The sequence below is a fragment of the Sphingomonas aliaeris genome, assembly GCF_016743815.1.
Taxonomy (GTDB): Bacteria; Pseudomonadota; Alphaproteobacteria; order Sphingomonadales; family Sphingomonadaceae; genus Sphingomonas; species Sphingomonas aliaeris.
Map to the genome: position 1 here is coordinate 1,236,851 of NZ_CP061035.1, position 16,398 is coordinate 1,253,248.

Sequence of the window (16,398 nt, forward strand, 5' to 3'; positions counted from 1 at the left end):
TCGACTGCGCTCGAAACGAACGGGAGGGGGCGGTTACGGAACAGATCCGAAGATTATCGACAGGCCGCATGCCAGAAACCGCCTGCCAACCGTCCGAGTCCGGCACCTTACCCGCCGAACCGTCACACCCCCGTAACAACCGTAACAATTCCGTCATGCCGACGTCATCTCTCCGTCTTCGAAACCGCGTCCTGCCGTCACACCGCGCCCCTAGTCGCGTCCTGCAGCCGGCAGGGGGATGATCCGAGTCGTGTTGCCGGGCAGCGTGCCCGCCAGGTGCAACCCGGCGAAACAGCCGGATCGGAGAAATTCATGTCTAGCTTCAAGCGGTTCGGCCTCGTCCTGATGAGCAGCAGTGCGGCCCTCGCGCTCAACGGTTGCAGCGGCGCCAGCGACGTCGCCTCGCCGGGTGCCGGTTCGGTCGTAATCAACGTGCCGACCACGCCGACCACGCCGCCGACGACCCCGACGACGCCGACCGCGATCACAGCCGCGCAGTTCGCTGCGGCCACCACCGTGAACGATATCACGATCACTGCCGAGGAACAGCTTGCGCTGGTCAATGCGGGCACGAACAACAACGTCAATGGCACGAACATGCTGAACGGCGTGTACCCGACCGTCGCGACCTCGCTGACCCCGGCGATGGACCCGTCGACGATCAACGCTTTCTTCACCAGCACCAACTTCGTCGGTGCGCTGAACGGCCCGACCGATACGGCGTTCCAGGGCTGGACCTGCAATTCGACCACGGCCGACTTCGGCGGGTCGGGTGCGCGATGCACCTCGGTTCCGGCGATCGGTTCGGGCGGTGCGACGGCGGTGTGCCCGACCGGCACGATCGACGACGGCGTCCTGATGAACGGGACTGCCAGCACCGGATTCAAAGCCTGTCGTCTGCCGACGGTCATTACCGGCACGCTGAACCTGCCGAAGATTGCCGGTGTGTTCTATCGTCTGCGCGGCCAGACCGAAGTGGGCACGGATGTCGGGACGACCGGCGCGGACTCGGGCGCAGTGCTGAATATCGAACCTGGCGTCGTCATCGCTGCGGATTCCACCGAACCGACCAGCGATCTGCTGCTCGTCAACCGCGGCGCAAAGATCAACGCGGTCGGCACCGTCGCCAACCCGATCATCTTCACTGCGCAAGCGAATTTGATCACAAACGGGGTTAGCGACGCAGTGCAGGGGCAGTGGGGCGGGGTGATCCTGCTCGGCCGTGCGCCGGTCGGCGTCTGCGCAGCCGGCACCGGGCCGAACAATGCCGCCGGAACCAGCACCACCTGCCAGCAGGCGATCGAGGGCGTCACCGGACGCTTTTATGGCGGTCCGACCGCCGCGGACAGCAGCGGCAATTTCCAGTACGTCCAGATCCGCTTCAGCGGCATAGCGATCAGCGACGGTAACGAATTGCAGGGCCTGACGCTTGGCGGCACCGGTTCGGGTACGGTCATCGATCACGTGCAGAGCCACAATTCGTCCGATGACGGCGTCGAGATTTTTGGCGGCACCACCAACATGAAATATATGGTGATGACCGGCGCGGACGATGACGGGTTCGATATCGACAACGGTTATCGCGGTTTCATCCAGTTCATGATCACCGCGCAGAAGAGCACCGGTGCGACTGCGGATTCCTTCTCGACCGAGATCGACTCGAACAATGCCGAAGATCTCTTCCCGCGCACGTTCGGCCGGTACGCGAACTTCACCTTCATCCAGACGGCGCTCGCACCCGCTGCCATCCGCCTTCGCGGCGGTGCGGACATGACCTTCGTCAACGGGATCGTGAAGACCCCGGCGACCGTCGGTTGCGTCAACATCATCGCTGGCCAGCAGACTGCCGGCGGCCGCACCACGGTTCGTCCCGCGGACGCCGCGCTGCAGGACGTCGGTCCGCCGGTGTTCAACTCGGTCTACTTCAGCTGCCAGGGCCGCTGAGGCGGTCCGCCGCTTCAATGCGCACGATGCCGGGGTGGCCGCTTTCGCGCCGCCCCGGCTTTCGCCTATGACAATCGACTCAGGGATCCAGGCCATGCAGAGCCGCCGCGCGTTCGGAACGCTTCTTCTCCTTACCACCACGCTGACCGCGCCCGCCGCGCTTGCGCAAGGCACGCCTGCGCCCGCCCCTTCGGCCCCGCCGCCGTCCGCCGCTCAGACCGCGCCCGCTGACACGCCGGCCGCGACCACCGATCAGGCGGGCGATCCGCAGCAGCAGGTCGAGATTTCGGCGCCGGGCGTAAGCGCCGATGCGGGCGACGAGATCGTCGTCGTCGGCCGCAATATCCCGAACGTCGTGAAGGCGACCCCGCAGGTCGTGTCGATCCTGTCCGGCGCGGACATCGCGCGGACCGGCGAGGGCGATATCGCGGGTGCCCTGTCGCGCGTCACCGGCCTCAGCGTCGTGGGCAACGGCTTCGTCTATGTCCGCGGCCTGGGCGACCGCTATTCGTCGTCGATGCTCAACGGGTCGCCCTTGCCGAGCCCGGAGCCGCTTCGCCGTTCGGTGCCGCTCGACATCTTCCCGACCAGCATCGTCGGGTCGGCGCTGGTGCAGAAGACCTATTCGGTGAACTATCCCGGCGAATTCGGCGGCGGTATCATCAACCTGACGACCAAGGCGATCCCGACCAAGAACTTCCTGACCGCCGGCGCCTCGATCTCGGGCGACACGGTGACGACCGGCGGGCTCGGCTACACCTATCGCGGCAGCAAGAGCGACTGGAGCGGGTATGACAGCGGCGCGCGCAAGGTGCCCGATTTCATCAGCAACGCGCCCAAGGGTTCGGGCATAATCGGCAGCAACGACGTCGCGCAGCTGACGAACGCGAAGACGACCCTGCTTCAGCGCAACGACAATCTGCCGGTCAACTGGTCGGGTGAAGTCAGCGGTGGCGCGGTGTTCGATCTGGGCGGCGACCGGCTCGGCCTGATCGCGTCGGTCAGCGGCAGCAACACGTTCCGCACGCGCGAGACGATGCAGCAGGACAGCGTTTCCCCCGACGGTACGCTGCGTAACGATTATCGCACGTTGCTGACCGACAATCGCGTCGTCGCGAATGCCCTGCTCGGCATGGGCTATGAATTTGGGCCCAATACGATCCGTGCGACGGGCGTCTACATCCACGACACGCTGAAGCAGGGCCGCGGCTCGGCGGCGATCCTGTACAACAATGCCAGCGGCCTGCGTTTCCAGCAGAACACCAACTGGTTCGAACGCCAGTTGGTGGAAGGGCAGTTGGTCGGCGAGTTCAAGCTGACCGACGACCTGCATCTCGACGTGCGCGGCGCGTATGCCAATTCCAAGCGCAATGCGCCGTATGAACGGCAGTTCGACTATCTCTGCGCGCCTGCCACGACAACCGGCCTGCCGATCACGATCACCGATCCCGGCCCGGATGTCGGCGGCTTCCAGTGCAACGGCGCGTATCAGGTGACGCAGCGCTTCTCGCCCTTCGCCTCGATCATCTTCAGCCGGCTGAACGAGAATCTGTACAGCGGTCAGGCGGATATGACCTACAAGCTGGATCTGGGCCGTCCGGTTACGCTGTCGGCGGGCTATTATCATTCGGATACGGAGCGTTATTCGGAGCGTCTGCAATTCAACTACCAGACCGCGAACGGTGGCGGCACGGCACCCGGCTTCCCGTACAATCTGCTGCGGCCGGATTATCTGCTGTCGATCGACTCGATCCTCGCCAACCAGATCCAGTTGCAGTTCAGCACCCCGCTCGGCGCCTATGCGTATGACGCGCGGCTGCGGATCCATGCCGGCTATGGCCAGGCGGAGGCGGAATTGCTCGACGGCGTTCGCGCGACGATCGGCGTGCGATACGAAACGGCGGACGAGCGTGTCACGCCCGTGGCTTCGGCGACCACCCGGTTGAAGAACGACTATTTCCTGCCCGCGCTGACCGCGACGTGGAATTTCGCCCGCGACATGCAGTTGCGCGCCAGCGGGTCGAAGACGATCTCGCGCCCGCAGTTCCGCGAACTCGCGCCGCAGCAGTTCCGCGACCCCGAATCGGATCGCCTGTTCTTCGGCAACCCGCTGCTGAGCGATTCGGAATTGTATAACTTCGAGGCGCGTTACGAATGGTTCTTCGCTCGCGACCAGCGCTTCACGCTCGGCGGCTTCTACAAGAACATCAAGAATCCGGTCGAACAGGTCGGCTTCTACACCGGCGCGGACGATCGCCTGCAGACGGGCTTCACAAACCTGCCAAAGGCCAAGCTGTACGGCGGCGAAGTTGAATTGCAGAAATACTTCCCGCTCGATTTCCTGTCCGGCGACTTCTTCGCGTCGCGCCGCGCGCTGGTGATCGCGAACTATACCTACTCGAAATCGTCGATCTCCGCCGGCAGTGAGTGCGCTCCGAACGTGCTCGGCCAGACGCTGGGCGGCTGCCAGCCCGGCTTCGGCCCGGCCGGGCTGCAATTCCGCGACGGCGCACCATTGACCGGTCAGTCGGATCACCTCGTCAACGTCCAGCTTGGGATCGAGGACAAGGCATCGCTGTCGCAGGTCACCTTGCTGTTCAACTATGCCAGCAACCGCGTCACCAATCGCGGGCCGTCGAACCTGAGCGGCGTGGGCTTCCAGCCGGACGTGATCGAAAAGCCCGGTATACGGCTCGATCTCGTCGCGCGGCAGGGGTTCAAGGTCGTCGGCGGCGAGTGGGAATTGAAGCTGGAGGCGCGTAACCTGACCGGCACGCGCTATCAGGAAGGGCAGACGTTCGCCGGCGGAAACGAGGTGTTCACGAACCGCTATGCGGTCGGCCGGACGTTCTCGGTCGGGGTGAGCACCACGTTCTGACGCGGGGCAGGGGGTGAGGCTCAACGGCTCACCCCCAGGTCGCGTACATTGCAAACATCCGGCCTATGCGGTGATCGTTTGGCCGGGTAGCCGGGACGTGCGCATGCGTTTTATACCGTCCTGCGGTACAGGACCGGAGCCAATAGCGCGTCCGACTGTCACAATCAGTTCACAACATCGACATCCGACTGTAACACGGGCGCCCTAGCAGAGTGGAATCCCAGGGGATTATCGATGCGCCTCGAATTCGACGCCCGCGCGCGCCGCCTGCTACGGCGGTTGCCGCGCACCAACCTGTACTCCGCGCTGGAGCTGATCCTGCTCGCTGCGTTGGCGGTGCAGTGCGCGCGGCTGGTATGGGTGATCGTGACGCCGGTCACGCCGTTGGGCAACTGGCGACCGACGGAGCCGGGTGTCTCGGGGTCGCCCGCGGCGATCCTGCGCGGCTTCGATCCATTCTTTCGGCTGAGCACGGGCGATGCCGCCCCCGCCGTGGTGACGTCGCTGCAACTCACTTTGTTCGGCACGCGGATCGACGATGCGACCGGTGGCGGTTCGGCGATCATCGCCGGGCCGGACGGCGTGCAGACGAGCGTTGCGGTCGGCGACGAGATCAGCCCGGGCGTCCGGCTCAAATCGGTCGCGTTCGATCATGTCACGATCTCGCGCGGGGCGGCGGACGAGGATCTGTTCATCGATCAGTCCGGTGCAGTCCCGCCTGCGGTCCCGTCCGATGCGCCGCCTGGCGTGACGCTGGGCCCGGCGGTATCGGGGCGGCCACTGGCGGGGGCGAGCGGGTTGCGTTTGAGCCAGGTCCAGGCGGACATAGGCTTCATTCCGCGCGTCGATGCCGGACGCGTCAGCGGTCTGGTCGTGCGATCGCAGGGCAGCGGCGCGGCCTTCCGCGAGATCGGCTTGCGCGAAGGCGATATCGTCACCGCGATCGGCGGCCGACCGGTGACCGGACAAGGCGATCTGGATCGTCTTGCCGCGCAATATGGTAATGGCGGCACGCTGCCGCTGACTGTAGAGCGCGGTACCGATACGATTCCTCTGTCCATCACGATTGCGGGCCAATGAAAAAACCGATCCTCGCGCCGACGATGATGGCTGCGATCGCGCTGATGCTCGCCGCACCGGTCGTGGCGCAGACGACGCTCAACGTGCGCGATGCCGATATCCGTGCGTTCATCGCCGATGCGGCGAAAGTCACCGGGCGGACCTTCATCATCGACAGCCGCGTGGCCGGAAAGGTGACCGTCGTCACCGATCGTCCGCTCAGCCGGTCCGAATATTTCGAGGTGTTTCTCTCCACGCTTCGCGCCAACGGGCTGGTCGCGGTGCCGACGGCGGGCGGCGCCTTCCGCGTCCAGCCGGTCGACAATGCCGCGAGCCAGCCAAGCCGCGTCGGTGTGGCGGGTGCCAATCGCAACAGCCTCGTGACCGAGATCGTCCGGCTGCGATCCGTCGATGCGCAGTCCGCGCTGGAGACGGTCCGACCTTTGGTCAGCGCGCAGGGATCGGTCAGCGCCAATCGCACCGGTAACAGCCTGGTCGTGGTGGATTTCGCCGATAACGTCCGCCGCGTTCGCGAGGTGCTGCGCCGGATCGATACCGACAATGCCGCCACGCGCGTCATTGCTTTAAGGAATGCCGGTGCGCGCGAGATCGCGACCGCGCTGAACGCGCTCACCGCCGGGCAGGCGGGTGGGCAGGGCAATGCCACCGGCGGCGTCAGCGTCGTCGCGGTGACGAGTTCGAACTCGGTCGCTTTGCGGGGTGATGCTGCGTCCGTCGCCCGGCTCGCCGCGGTCGCGCTGGATCTGGATGCGCGCGCGAAGAACGGGACCGAGATCAAGGTCCAGTTCCTCGAAAATGCCGATGCCGAGCAATTGCTCCCGGTGTTGCAACAGCTTGTCGGTCAGACGCCGACCCAGCCGACGACCAGTGGCAATACGCTGTCGCGCTCGAACTTCGGCGGCACGAACGCGAACAACGGCAACACCGTCAACCAGCCGCAAGTGCAGCAGCCGGCGCCGCAGATCGCCAGCGGGGCGACACCGGGCCAAGCGGCGATCGTCGCCGAGGGTGGCCGGACCGCATCCGTCGTCACGCGCTTCGCCGGGGCGAATGCGATCGTCATCGCCGCCCCGGCCGAAGTGCAGCGTCAATTGTCCGAGGTGATCCGCCAGTTGGATACGCGCCGCGAACAGGTGCTGGTCGAGGCGATCGTGGCGGAGGTTTCGGACGCGACCGCCAGCCGGCTGGGCGTACAGTTCCTCCTTGCCGGTCTGCCCGGCAGCGGCATCCCCAGCTTCGCGTCGACGTACAGCAACGCAGCGCCGAACCTGTTGCAGATCGCCGGGGCGATCGGCGCGCGGTCGTTGAATACGACGACCACGACGATCAACGGGGCGACCGTCACCACCAGCACCAATTCGGCCGTCAGCGATTCGCTTGCGCAGTCCGCGATCGGATCGATCCTGGGCGCGACCGGCGGGTTCGGCGGCGGCGCGTTCAACATCGGCAAGGATGCGGTGTTCGGCGCGATCATCAACGCGGTGAAGAGCGACACGACGTCGAACCTGCTCCAGGCGCCTAGCCTGACCACGCTGGACAATCAGGAAGCGCGTATCCTGGTCGGCCAGGAAATCCCGATCACGACCGGTCAGGCGCTCAGTACCAATTTCGACAATGCCTTCCGCACCGTGCAGCGTGAGAATGTCGGCATCCAGCTGGAGGTCAAGCCGCAGGTCAATTCCTCCGGCGCGATCAAGCTGTTCCTGCATCAGCAGGTCAGCAGCATCGCCGGCCCGGTGAGCGGCGACAATAGCGACCTGATCCTCAACAAGCGCGAGGTGGAGACGACGCTGACGGTCGATGATGGCCAGATCGCGGTGATCGGCGGCTTGCTCAGCGACGACGAACGCCGGACGATCGAGAAGATCCCGTTGCTCGGCGACATACCGGCGATCGGGCAGCTGTTCCGCTCGAAAGCGCGCCAGCGGACCAAGACCAATCTGATGATCTTCATCCGCCCGACGATCCTGCGCACGCCGGAGGACCAGCGTCGTGTCACGGAGCAGCGCTACGGCTATCTACGCCTGCAACAGGCGGGGCAGAATCCCGATGCGGAACCGAGCATCGACCAGCTCGTCCGCGACTATCTGGGGGCCGCGGCGCCGTTGCCGGTGGCGGGGAAGGACGGCAGTATCGAGGATCCGCGCATCGCCGTTCCGGTGCAACGCCAGTCCACCCGTATCATCCGGAAGAAGGGCGACTGATGCAAATCCGCGCGGGCATCGAGGGCGAACAATCCCCCCTCCCGCTTGCGGGAGGGGCTAGGGGAGGGCGCGTCGGGGGATGGCGTCGTGCTCGCCACGACCCTTCCCCGGTCTCTCCCGCAAACGTGCGGGGAGAAATCATGGAAATGGTCGGTATTCCCTACGCGTTCGCCCGCCGGTTCGGCGTCGTGCTGCAGGGGGCGAAGGCACGCACGCGCAGATCGCGATGCGCGAGGGCTCCGACCCGAAGGTGCTGCTGGAACTGCGCCGTCATCTGGCGCGGCCGTTCGACGTCGAGTTCGTCGCGACCGACGCGTTCGACCGGCTCTTGTCGGACCGGTACGCGATGGATGGGCAGGCGGCGGCGGTCGCGGCGGGGACGCTGGGGCTGGGCGATGAACTCGACATGCTCGCCGGCGACATGCCGACCGCGGACGATCTGCTCGACACGGCAGACGATGCGCCGGCGATCCGGCTGATCAACGGCATCATCGCCGACGCCGCGCGCAACGGCGTGTCGGATATCCATGTCGAGCCCTATGAAACCGGGCTTGTCGTGCGGATGCGGATCGACGGCGTGCTGCGCGAAACGCTGCGCATGCCGCCGCATGTCGCGCCGGTCGTGGTCAGCCGTATCAAGGTGATGGCGCGGCTGGACATCGCGGAACGTCGCGTGCCGCAGGACGGCCGCATCGGCCTGACGCTGGGCGGGAAATTGCTCGACGTTCGCGTCTCGACCTTGCCGAGCCGCGCGGGGGAGCGGGTCGTGCTGCGTATCCTCGACAAGGACAATGCCGGCATCGACATGGACGTGCTGGGCCTGACCCCGGCGATCAACACGATGCTGAAACAGGCGTTGAGCGAACCGAACGGCATCATCCTCGTCACCGGGCCGACGGGGTCGGGCAAGACGACGACATTGTATGCCGCCCTTCGCCTGCTGAACGACGGCAGCAGCAACATCCTGACGGTCGAGGATCCGGTCGAATATGCGATGGAAGGCGTCGGCCAGACCCAGGTGAATGCGAAGGTCGGGCTGACGTTCGCCGCCGGGCTCCGCGCGATCCTGCGACAGGATCCGGACGTCGTGATGGTCGGCGAAATCCGCGACCGCGAAACGGCCGAAATCGCCGTGCAGGCGTCGCTAACGGGGCATCTCGTGCTCTCTACCGTGCATACGAACGACGCAGTCGGCGCGATTACACGCATGCGCGACATGAAAATCGAGCCGTTTCTCCTCGCCTCCACCCTCCGCGCGGTCATCGCACAGCGCCTCGTGCGGCAACTTTGCAAACATTGCCGCCGCCCCGTCCAGGCGACGGGATCCGTCTCCGCCTTGCTCGGATTCGATCCGGGCACCGTGGTATACGAAGCGGTCGGTTGCGAACATTGCGCGCAGACGGGATTCAAGGGGCGGATCGGCGTGTTCGAGGCGATTCGCATCGACGATACGATCCGACGCCTGATCAACGACGGCGGCGACGAATCGATCATCGCACGTCACGCCTTCCTGCATTCGCCAAACCTCGGTTCCGCCGCACGACAATTGGTGCGTGACGGCCTTACCACGCCGGAAGAAGCGGTCCGCGTGTCGCGCCGGGACATGGCCGATATCGAGGCGCCGATGGTGGCCGACGGGGCGGGCGGTGGCTGACTTCGATTACCTCGTCATCGATACGGCCGGGCGCGAGCAGCGCGGGCATATCGCTGCCGACACGATCGATGCCGCCCGCGTCGCACTGGACCGGCGCAAGATGTATGTCGTCCGGATCGAACCCGGCTCCGGCGCGCCGCCGCGGGCGAAGTCGCTCGTCACCGGGCTGTCGCTCACCCGGCGCAAGATGAGCGTCAAGCAACTGACCCTGTTCACGCGCCAGCTTGCGACGTTGAACCAGGTGTCGCCGCTCGAGGAGTCGCTGCGGACGATCACGCGCCAGACTGAGCAGGAAAGCGTGCGGGAGATCGTCGCGACGGTGCATGCCGGCGTGATGGAGGGGCGGCGGCTGGCCGAGGCAATGGGGCGCGAGCCAAAAAGCTTTCCGCCATTGTACCGTGCGATGGTGTCCGCGGGCGAACGGTCCGGATCCCTGCCAGTGATACTCGACCGCCTGTCGGTGCTGCTGGAGCGGCAGGCGGAGATCAACGGCAAGATCGTCACTACGTTGGCCTATCCCGCGATCCTGTCGGTCGTCGCGATCGGCGTCGTCACGGCGTTGATGGTGTTCGTCGTGCCGCAGGTGGTCGAACAATTCGACACGGTGGGTCAGGAATTGCCGTTGTTGACGCGGATCGTGATCGGCCTGTCGGACTTTCTCGTATCCTATTGGTGGGTGATGCTGCTGGTCCTGCTGGCCGCGGGGCTGCTTGCTTGGCAGGCGCTGAAACAGCCGCCGATCCGGCTTGCGTTCGACAGCTGGGTCCTGCGCGTCCCTCTGCTTGGGCGGTTGCTGCGCGACCTGCATGCGGCGCGGATGGCGCGCACGCTGTCCACGATGGTCGCCAGCCGCCTGCCGCTACTGGAAGGGCTGACGCTGACGGCGGGGACGATCCATAACCGCCGGTTGCGCGTCGCATCGGATGAGATCGTGGATGCGATCCGCGGCGGCGGCAGCCTGTCCGCGGCGATGCGGCGGACGGGCGTCTTTCCGCCGCTGCTGACGTATCTGACCGCAAGCGGCGAGGCGGCGGGGCGGCTGGACGAGATGCTGGAACGTGCGGCGGAATATCTGGAACGCGAATTCGACCGCTTCACCGCGACGGCACTTTCCCTGCTCGAACCCGCGATCATCGTCGTGATGGGTGGCGTCGTCGCGACGATCGTGCTGTCGATCCTGCTGCCGATCCTGCAACTCAACACCCTTGCCGGCCAATGAGGTTTTTGATGTCCATGCGTTCGAATAACGCCAGTCCTGTTCCAGAGCGTTCCGCCGAAGACGGCTTCACGCCCATGAGGCGTTCCTCCGAGAACGGATTTACGCCTGTGAGACGTTCCGCCGAACACGGCTTCACTCTGGTCGAACTGATGGTCGTCATCGTCATTCTCGGATTGCTCGCGACGATCGTCGCGATCAATGTCATTCCACAGGGTGACAAGGCGAAGTCCGTTCGCGCGAAATCGGATATCGCGACGATCGAGGGAGCGCTCGACATGTACAAGCTCCAGAACGATAGCTACCCGAGCACCTCGCAAGGGCTGGAGGCGCTGGTCACCGCGCCTGCGGGATCGGACGCGACGAAATACCAACGCGGCGGCTATATCAAGAAACTGCCGATCGACCCGTGGAATCGCCCCTATCTGTACGCGGCGCCCGGTACGCATGGCGACGTCGATATCTGGACCTATGGTGCGGACGGCAAGGAAGGCGGCGAGGGCGGCGATGCCGATGTCACCAACTGGCAGTAAGGCTTCCCTGAAGCGGTCCGCCGAACACGGCTTCACGCACGTGCGACGTTCCGCCGAAGACGGCTTCACGTTGATCGAACTGATGGTCGTCATTGCGATCATCGGGGTCGCGTCGGCGGCGGTTATGTGGGCACTTCCCGATCCGCGTGGCCGGTTGCTGGACGAAGCGACAACCTTCGCCGCACGCGCGCGGGCGGCGCACGACACCGCGATCGTCGAGGCGCGACCGGTCAGCCTGTGGGTGTCGCCCGGTGGCTATGGCTTCGACGAACGCAGTGGCGGACAATGGCGTGCGATCGGGGAAAAGCCGTTGCGCGTGGCCACGTGGGGCAAGGGCGTGCGCCCGTCGCTGACGACCGCGCGCGACCGACTGGTGTTCGACACGACCGGGCTGGCGGACCGGGCATTCGACCTGCGGCTGACGCGCGAGGGCGACACCGCATCGGTGCAGATCGACATGGACGGGTCGGTGCGCGTCGGTGGCTGACCCGCGGACCTCGACGCGCGAGAGCGGCTTCACGCTTATCGAGATCATGGTGGCGCTTGCTGTCTTCAGTCTTGCGGCGCTGGCCCTGATCCGTCTGGAAAGCGCGACCATTCGCGGTGCTGGCCTGCTCGATTCGACGTTCGTGGCGCAAATGGTCGCGCGGAACGTCGCGTTCGAGGCGATGACCGACGCGCGTCCGCCGACGCTGGGACAGGCCCGTGGCACGGAGCAGAATGGTGGCCGTGTCTGGTCATGGACGCGCGAGACGCAGGCGACCGGCGACGCGCGCATCCTGCGCATCGATGTCGCGGTCGCCGATGCTGTGGGCAATGTTCAGGGGCGGCTGACTGTCGTCCGTCCGGCGGCCACGTCATGAAGCCGCAACCCGCAGAACACGGCTTCACACCTTCGAAACGTTCCGCCCGACACGGCTTCACTCCGTCGAAACGTTCAGGCGAACACGGCTTCACGTTGATCGAGGTGATGATCTCGCTGCTGATCTTCGGAATGTTGTCGGCGGCGGGCGTGGCGTTGCTTGCGTTCAGTGTCCGCGCGCAAGGGGCGACCGGCGCGAAGCTGGACGACGTGTCCACACTGGCCCGCCTGTCCGCCGTCATGTCCGCCGATTTCGCGCAGGCCCGCGATCGCCGGACGCGCAACGAGGCGGGCGACCCGTTGCCCGCATTTACGGGAGAGGCAGGCTCCGGGGCCGCGCCGATGTTGAGACTGGTGCGTGGCGGTTGGAGCAATCTGGATGCCGCCCCCGCGCCGGCGAGCAGAAGGTCGAATATCGCCTGACCGACGGTGCGCTGCAGCGGGTTGCCTTTCCAATGCTCGACGGTGCGCAGGCCCTTCCGCCCGCCGTGCTGCTGACCGATGTCCGGCAGGTCGCGCTGCGCTATCGCACGGACGGGGCGTGGAGCGATCGTTGGCAGGGACCGCCGACCAACCCGCTGCCACAACTGGTCGAGATGCGCCTCGTCCGTACCGATGGTCGGGAGTTTCGCCAGCTTTTCCTTGTCGGCACCGGATATCGCCCGACTCCAGCGGATGCCGTCGATGTCCCCCGGTGATCGCCCGCAGGAGCGCGGTGCGGCGCTGCTCACCGTCTTGCTGCTCGTGTCGGTCATCGCCGTGCTGGCGGCGACCGCGCTGGAGAAACTTCGCCTGTCGACTCGGCTCGCCGGCAATGCCGTATCGGGGGAACAGGCCCGCGCTTACGGTTATGCCGCGGAGACGCTGGCCCTGTCGCGCGTCAGCGATCTGCTTGGCCGGTCGCAGCAGCGCGTGACCTTGGCCGGCGACTGGAGCGGGCGTCCCTTCAGCCTGCCCGTCCCGAACGGCGTTGCGACCGCGCGCGTGACGGACGGCGGCAATTGCTTCAATCTCAACGGCCTGGTGACCGAGGAGGCGTCGGGTATCTACGTCACCAACCAGGCGGCGCGCGTCCAGTTCGCACGGCTGATGCGGCTGGTGGATGTTCCTACATCGGTCACCGCCGGGATCGCGGATGCGGCGTCAGACTGGATCGACACCGACAACGAACCATTGCCCGGCGGCGCGGAGGATGGTGCTTACACGGGGGCTGCGACCCCGTATCGCACGTCGGGCACGCTGATGACCGATATCAGCGAATTGCGTGCGGTGAACGGGGTGACGCCGGAAATATATACGAAGCTGCGCCCTTGGCTCTGCACGCTGCCGGTGGCAAAGCCGTCGGTGATCAACGTCAACACGCTTTTGCCGGAGCAGGCCCCCTTGTTCGCAATGCTGCTCCCCGACACGCTCGGCGTCGACGCCGCTCGGCAGATCCTGCTGAAGCGCCCGCCACAGGGTTTCGAAAGCACCAGCGCTTTCTGGGCGATCCCGGCGCAGAATGCGATCACTGCCGCACCCGATGCGGTGGCGCAGACCGCGATCACGACCAAGTGGTTCGCGCTGCAAGTCGATGTCACGACCGGCGGGGCGGAGTTGCAGGAGCGGTCGATGATCGACGCGACACGCTTGCCCGCGCGCCTCGTTTCAAGGTCGTGGGGCGAACCGTCTTGAACGATACGCTTGTCCTGTTCCTGCCGGGAGAAGAGCTTCCGTGGCGTTGGCTGCGCATCGCGGGCGATGTCGTGCAGGCGCGGGGCGAAGGCTTTCCTGATTCCATCGACCTGGACGCGCCGCCACCGATCGCCATTGCCCCCGCCGATGCGGTGACGCTGCATTGGGCGGAATTGCCGGATCGGTCCGTTGCGCAGTCGGTGACGGCAGCGCGCATCCTCGCCGCCGATGCCAGCGCATCGCCGATCGCCGACCTGCACGTCGCGGTCGGCCGGGAAGGCGACGTGGTCGAACGTCCGATCGGTGTGGTCGGCATGCGTGAGATGGCGGGATGGCTCGCGACGCTTGCGGCCAACGGCGTCGATCCCGCCGCGATCCTGCCCGCACCGATGCTGTTGCCGCGGCCCGACGAGGGTTTCCTGCGCGCCGATCTGGGCGGGGAGGGCGTAGTGCGCGGCCCGACCAGCGGGTTTGCGGACGAGGCGCGGCTGACCGAACTCGTCACCAGGGGCGCTGCACCCGTCATTTTGGGGCGCGACGAACTGGAGGCGGCGATCGTCGCGGCGGTGGCCAATCCCCCGCTCGACCTGCGGCAGGGCGTGTTCGCCCGTCGCCGCAGGTTCGCGATCGATTGGGCGCTGGTGCGCCGGCTTGGATGGCTTTCCGCCGCAATCCTTGCGGTGACCTTGTGTATCTCGCTCGTATCCCTGCTGAAATACAGCTTCGCCGCGGATGCGGTCGAACAGCGGACGGACCTACTCGCGCGCCAGGGTCTGCCGCGCGGCGAAACGGTCAACAATGCCGATCGGCAGTTGGACGAGCGCCTGTCGCGGCTACGTGGCGCCGGACTGGGCTTCACGCGCACCGGCGCGGCGCTGTTTTCCGCCGTTCGGGCCGTACCGGGTGCGGAGATATCCACGCTCGCCTTCGATCCGAACGGCGATGTTCGCGCGACATTGTCTACCGAGCGTGAAGGGCAGGCGACCGACGTTCGTCTCCGGGTCGAGGCACAGGGCTTCACTGCGCGGCTCAGCACGCTGGCATCGTCCGGTGGGCGGGTCACAGGTCAGATCACCGTGAGCGCGAAATGATGGCCGGTCTGAAAACCTGGTTCGATGCGCGGTCGTTGCGCGAAAAACGGTTGATCCTCGTTATGGGCGCGCTCGCGATCCTGACGCTCGTCTGGGGCGGCATCATCCGCCCGGTGACCGATGGCCTGTCGTCCGCGCGCGAACGCTATGCCGGTGCCGTCGTTCGACTCGGCAATACGCAGGCGCGCGTGGCGGCGGTTCAGGCGCTGCAACAGAACCGCCCCGCCGCACTGTCCGGCCCGCTGGAAGCGAACGTCAGGACGCGGGCGGAACAGGCGGGTTTCCCGCTGTCGGCCGCTACACCGGTTGATAATGGCCGCGTTCAGATCGCGATCAATTCGGCACGGCCGGCGGCTTTGCTATCTTGGATCGCCGATCTGGAGGGGGCAGGCATCCTCGTCGATACGCTGAACGTCACCGATAATGGCGACAAGACGGTGGCGGTGCAGATGACATTGAAAGCGCGCGGGCAATGAGACGGATTCGTCTCGCGACTGGCCCCGGCCTGTTATTCGGCGCCGCCTTCGTCGTCGCCTTGATCGCATTCTTGCCGATGCGACTGGTGCTCGGCTGGATCGGGCTGGGCGATCAGGGGATGGCCGCGCGGTCCGTCGACGGCAGCGTCTGGTGGGGCACGCTGACCGAGGCACGGTTCGGCGATCTTGCGGTGGGCGATCTGGATGCGGGACTATCGCCGTTCCAGTTGCTGCTGGGCCGCGCGAAAGTTTCGATCGACAGTCGTGGCGACGCGCGCACGCTGAACGGCGCGATCATCGTCAGCCGCCACAGTTTCGGGTTGGACGACGTTACGGGCGCCTTGTCCGCCGGTACCGTGTTCGCACCGGTACCGGTCACCGGGATCGACCTCGATGCGGTGACGGCGCGCTTCAAGGACGGAACGTGTGAGCGCGCAGAGGGCCGGGTGAAAGCCATGCTGTCGGGCGATGTCGGCGGCCTCGCATTGGCGCAGGGGTTGAGCGGGACGGCGAAGTGCGGATCGGGCGCGCTGCTGCTTCCGCTGGCGAGCCAGTCAGGCAACGAACTGGCGGCGATCCGCCTGTGGCCGAGCGGCCGGTTCCGCGCCGAACTGACGATCAGGGTGGCGGACCCCGCCGATGCTCCGCGATTGGTGACGAGCGGGTTTCAGCAAACGCCGCAGGGCTATACGCTGGCGGTCGAGGGCACGCTCTGACGCCGGGCGCGATCTGCGGAGAGGCGAACTTGTCGCGCTTCGTCGTTCATAAAGGCGATCAGCAATCTTG

Annotated in this window: 12 protein-coding genes and 2 pseudogenes; all 14 read left to right on the plus strand. The window is 66.0% G+C overall.

Annotation, left to right across the window (positions count from 1 at the left end):
- Positions 1–312: 312 nt before the first annotated feature.
- The 14 genes and pseudogenes from H5J25_RS05700 (at position 313) to gspN (ending at position 16,328) form a co-directional block, all read left to right on the plus strand.
- Positions 313–1,944 carry a hypothetical protein gene (locus tag H5J25_RS05700; protein ID WP_202095123.1) on the plus strand — a complete coding sequence of 544 codons (1,632 nt, stop codon included), beginning with the start codon at positions 313–315 and terminating at the stop codon, positions 1,942–1,944.
- 67 nt (positions 1,945–2,011) lie between these two features.
- Entirely contained in the window at positions 2,012–4,822 is a 2,811-nt protein-coding gene (locus H5J25_RS05705; RefSeq protein ID WP_450097627.1) for a TonB-dependent receptor domain-containing protein, read from the plus strand.
- Positions 4,823–5,056: 234 nt separating this feature from the next.
- Entirely contained in the window at positions 5,057–5,902 is an 846-nt protein-coding gene (locus H5J25_RS05710) for a type II secretion system protein N (RefSeq protein ID WP_202095125.1), read from the plus strand.
- Positions 5,899–8,106: a type II secretion system secretin GspD gene (gene gspD, locus H5J25_RS05715; protein WP_202095126.1), complete on the plus strand. Its 2,208-nt coding sequence runs from the start codon at positions 5,899–5,901 to the stop codon at positions 8,104–8,106. The genes H5J25_RS05710 and gspD overlap by 4 nt, the downstream gene beginning before the upstream one ends.
- A gap of 140 nt (positions 8,107–8,246) precedes the next feature.
- Positions 8,247–9,760, plus strand: a pseudogene (locus H5J25_RS05720) (GspE/PulE family protein).
- Positions 9,753–10,979, plus strand: a complete 1,227-nt coding sequence (gene gspF, locus H5J25_RS05725; protein ID WP_202095127.1) for a type II secretion system inner membrane protein GspF — start codon at positions 9,753–9,755, stop codon at positions 10,977–10,979. The pseudogene H5J25_RS05720 and the gene gspF overlap by 8 nt, the downstream one beginning before the upstream one ends.
- A gap of 74 nt (positions 10,980–11,053) precedes the next feature.
- Positions 11,054–11,509 carry a type II secretion system major pseudopilin GspG gene (gene gspG, locus H5J25_RS05730; RefSeq protein WP_202095128.1) on the plus strand — a complete coding sequence of 152 codons (456 nt, stop codon included), beginning with the start codon at positions 11,054–11,056 and terminating at the stop codon, positions 11,507–11,509.
- On the plus strand, positions 11,484–11,996 hold the full coding sequence (locus H5J25_RS05735; protein ID WP_202095129.1) for a GspH/FimT family pseudopilin: 513 nt from the start codon (positions 11,484–11,486) through the stop codon (positions 11,994–11,996). The genes gspG and H5J25_RS05735 overlap by 26 nt, the downstream gene beginning before the upstream one ends.
- Positions 11,989–12,372 (plus strand): type II secretion system minor pseudopilin GspI, encoded by a 384-nt coding sequence (gene gspI / locus H5J25_RS05740; RefSeq protein WP_225883378.1) that lies wholly within the window; start codon positions 11,989–11,991, stop codon positions 12,370–12,372. Before H5J25_RS05735 ends, gspI begins: the two co-directional genes overlap by 8 nt.
- A 107-nt stretch (positions 12,373–12,479) precedes the next feature.
- Positions 12,480–13,069, plus strand: a pseudogene (gene gspJ, locus H5J25_RS05745) (type II secretion system minor pseudopilin GspJ).
- On the plus strand, positions 13,047–14,045 hold the full coding sequence (gspK, locus tag H5J25_RS05750) for a type II secretion system minor pseudopilin GspK (RefSeq protein ID WP_225883379.1): 999 nt from the start codon (positions 13,047–13,049) through the stop codon (positions 14,043–14,045). The pseudogene gspJ and the gene gspK overlap by 23 nt, the downstream one beginning before the upstream one ends.
- A complete protein-coding gene (gene gspL, locus H5J25_RS05755; protein WP_202095130.1) occupies positions 14,042–15,136 on the plus strand; it encodes a type II secretion system protein GspL in 1,095 nt (364 codons plus the stop codon). The genes gspK and gspL overlap by 4 nt, the downstream gene beginning before the upstream one ends.
- Positions 15,136–15,612, plus strand: a complete 477-nt coding sequence (gene gspM, locus H5J25_RS05760) for a type II secretion system protein GspM (protein ID WP_202095131.1) — start codon at positions 15,136–15,138, stop codon at positions 15,610–15,612. The genes gspL and gspM overlap by 1 nt, the downstream gene beginning before the upstream one ends.
- Positions 15,609–16,328, plus strand: a complete 720-nt coding sequence (gspN, locus tag H5J25_RS05765) for a type II secretion system protein N (protein ID WP_202095132.1) — start codon at positions 15,609–15,611, stop codon at positions 16,326–16,328. The genes gspM and gspN overlap by 4 nt, the downstream gene beginning before the upstream one ends.
- Positions 16,329–16,398: the final 70 nt, after the last annotated feature.